The 2,785-nt window shown below is 67.0% G+C and carries 3 protein-coding genes; all 3 read left to right on the forward strand.

Annotated elements, in window-relative coordinates:
• A partial coding sequence (locus I6U14_RS13590; RefSeq protein ID WP_296900058.1) for an AbgT family transporter occupies positions 1-1,463 on the forward strand: 1,463 nt, incomplete at its 5' end.
• A 595-nt stretch (positions 1,464-2,058) separates the two neighbouring features.
• Positions 2,059-2,463: a hypothetical protein gene (locus I6U14_RS13595; protein WP_296900059.1), complete on the forward strand. Its 405-nt coding sequence runs from the start codon at positions 2,059-2,061 to the stop codon at positions 2,461-2,463.
• A gap of 72 nt (positions 2,464-2,535) precedes the next feature.
• A complete protein-coding gene (locus tag I6U14_RS13600) occupies positions 2,536-2,739 on the forward strand; it encodes a transposase (RefSeq protein WP_296900060.1) in 204 nt (67 codons plus the stop codon).
• Positions 2,740-2,785 lie beyond the last annotated feature (46 nt).

The raw sequence follows: 2,785 nt of genomic DNA on the forward strand, positions 1-2,785 counted from the left end.
TGTTGCCCGGCATGCTGGAGCGTGTCGTGTCGCTGCTCCTCGACCCATTCTCGCCTGTAATCCTTCGGGATGCCGACGGTCTGTGGTGGCTCTGTTCAAGCTTGGTGTATAGCTCCGTCGAGTGTCCGCCTCTGGTGCTCGTGCTTGTGGGGCTGCTCGGCATCGTCGTTGCTGAGCGCTCGTGCCTGCTGCCGGTGCTGCTGCGGCGGCTGCTGGCGGCAGCGCCTGGGCGGCTCCTGGTTCCCATGACCGTCTTCGTCGGCATCCTGTCGTCGCTGGCGCTGGATGCGGGCTATGTCGTGCTGCCGCCGCTCGCGGGCGCGCTTTTCCTGGCCGCGGGGCGCTCGCCGCTCGCTGGCATTGCGGCGGTGACCGCTGGTGTCACCTGCGGCTTCTCGGCGAACCTGTTTCTCACCGGTCTCGACCCCTTGCTGGCGGGGCTCTCCACCGCCGCCGCGCATCTGCTGGACCCGGACTACGAAGTGGCCATCAGCGCCAATTGGTGGTTCATGATCGTCTCCACGGTGCTGCTCACGGCCGCCGGCGCCTTCGTCACCTGGCGCTTCGTGGAGCCGCGGCTGCCGCGGCCGACGTCGGCGGAGATGGTGGCAGGGGTGCAGCCGGCGGCGTCGGGTGACAAGGACACGCCGGAGGGCGAGGCCGAGGTCACGCTTGAACCATCTGGACAGGCTGAGGCGGCCCGAAACGAGCCCCGAGGCCTGCGCTTCGCCGGCTGGACGGTCCTGATGCTGCTGGTGCTGCTGCTCGCGGCGGTGCTGATTCCCGGCGCACCCTTGGCGGGTGAAGGCGCGCGCTTCCCGCGCTGGATGGAGGCCTTGGTACCCATCCTGCTCATCGTCTTCCTGAGCACCGGGCTTGCCTACGGCATCGGCGCCGGCAGCATCAAGCGCGACCGCGACGCCGTGAACATGATGGGCGAGACCATGCGCACCATGGGACCGTATCTGGTGCTGGCCTTCTTTGCGGCCCAGTTCATCGCCTGTTTCGGCCACTCCCGTCTCGGCGAGATGCTTGCCATCGTTGGTGGCAGCTGGCTCGCCGAGCTGTCACTGGACCCGGCGGCGCTGATGCTCGCCTTCATCGCCGTGGTGATGGCCGGCAACCTGCTCATCGGCTCGGCCTCGGCCAAATACGCCTTCTTTGCGCCGGTGTTCGTGCCGATGTTCATGCAGGCGGGCATCGCCCCGGAGCTGACCCAGGCGGCCTACCGCGTTGGCGACTCCGTGACCAACGGCATCACGCCGTTCAATCCGTACCTGGTCATCATCCTCGCCTTCATCCGCCGCTACCGTCCGGACGCCGGCCTCGGCACCCTGGTGGCCCTGATGCTGCCGTACACCCTGGTCTTTGCCCCATTATGGGCGACCTTGCTGGGCGTCTGGGTCGCCTTCGGCTGGCCGCTTGGGCCGGGTGGCGGGCTGGTTTATGCGTCGGCCGGATGAGCGCGCCGTCGCAGTCTCGGGGTGTTGCAAACCCGCCCGTCATTGCCCCGAAACGGCTATGGGCGGTGAATGGCCTCGAGTCCGGGCCCGAGCCCGGCTCGACGATCGTTACCGTGCCGAGGACCGTTCAGTTTGCAGCTACCAGTGCGGACACAGCCGGGTAGTGATGCATCTCAAGGGCATCTCGAAACATTCGCCGCCCCTGGCAGTGCGCGGGTAACACCGTAGGGGTCGTACAATTACCGGGCCAGCACCAAGCCGCAACCCGATTCTTAGTAAGCGTTCAGACCCTACCCAAAAAATCAGCTGACTAGCGGACAAGTCTAAGGCACCGTGGGAAGATACGACCTCAAGCCCTTTAAGTCTCGACAGCGAGTCCGGCGTCAGCCTGCCCCTGCCGTGCAGCTCAGCAAACACGATCTCGCCCAGCTCGACGATGCGGCGCTGGCGGCACTGACGCCCGAGCAACTGCATGCGCTGTCGGTGAAGCTGCTCGCGGACCTGAAGCTCGCGCATGAGCGCCTGGACCGCAACCCGCGCAACAGCTCCCGTCCGCCGAGCCGGACAACGCCACGACGCACCCGGCCATGGGCGGATGCAACGTCTGCCCATCGATCACCTCGTCGCGCATCACCCCACGCACTGCGCGCGCTGCGGTGCTGCGTTGCCTGCGGGGGATGCCGCGCGCTGTGTGCAGGCCCACCTCGTCATCGACCTGCGCGAGCCTGACCCAGAGCGCCCGGCGCTGGAGCTTCTCCAGGTCAAACACGCCTACTACGAGCGCGACTGTGCCTGCGGGCACCGCACCCGCGCGGAGCCGGGCCACATCGCCGGTGATACCGACTGGGGCGTGGCACTCAGCGAGCGCCATCTGCTCGGCCCACGGCTGGTGGCCCTGCTGTGCGCCTTGGCCCTGCGCATGCGCCTATCACGCCGACGCATCCAAGAGTTTCTCGCCGACTGGCGCGGACTGGAGCTGGCGGTGGCCACCATCAACTAAGCCGTGCACGAGCTCGCGCGGGCCGCCGAGCCGGTGGTCGAGGAGCAGTTGCAGGCTTTGTGAACGCTCTGTCTGGCGCATGCCGACAGCGCCCATAACCAGACCAAGGCGCTGGTGCGCGAGCTGCTCGACGACTGGGATACCTTCTGGGTCGTGCTCGACTACCCGCACCTGCTGCTGACCAACAACGACGCCGAGCGCGCCCTGCGCCATTGGGACCAATTCTGTGGGGGGTCTGAACGCTTACGCAGTGGGACGGATCAAGTCGATTCGTAATTTCAGCCAACAGGCTGATCTTGCAGGGATGCGGGGCACCTCGGCG

It is taken from the genome of Thiohalocapsa sp. (genome assembly GCF_019695415.1).
Lineage (GTDB): Bacteria > Pseudomonadota > Gammaproteobacteria > Chromatiales > Chromatiaceae > Thiohalocapsa.

Coding starts and splice junctions, on each gene's coding strand:
- I6U14_RS13595 (WP_296900059.1), top strand. CDS start 2,059: ATGCAACGTCTGCCCATCGATCACCTCGTCGCGCATCACCCCACGCAC.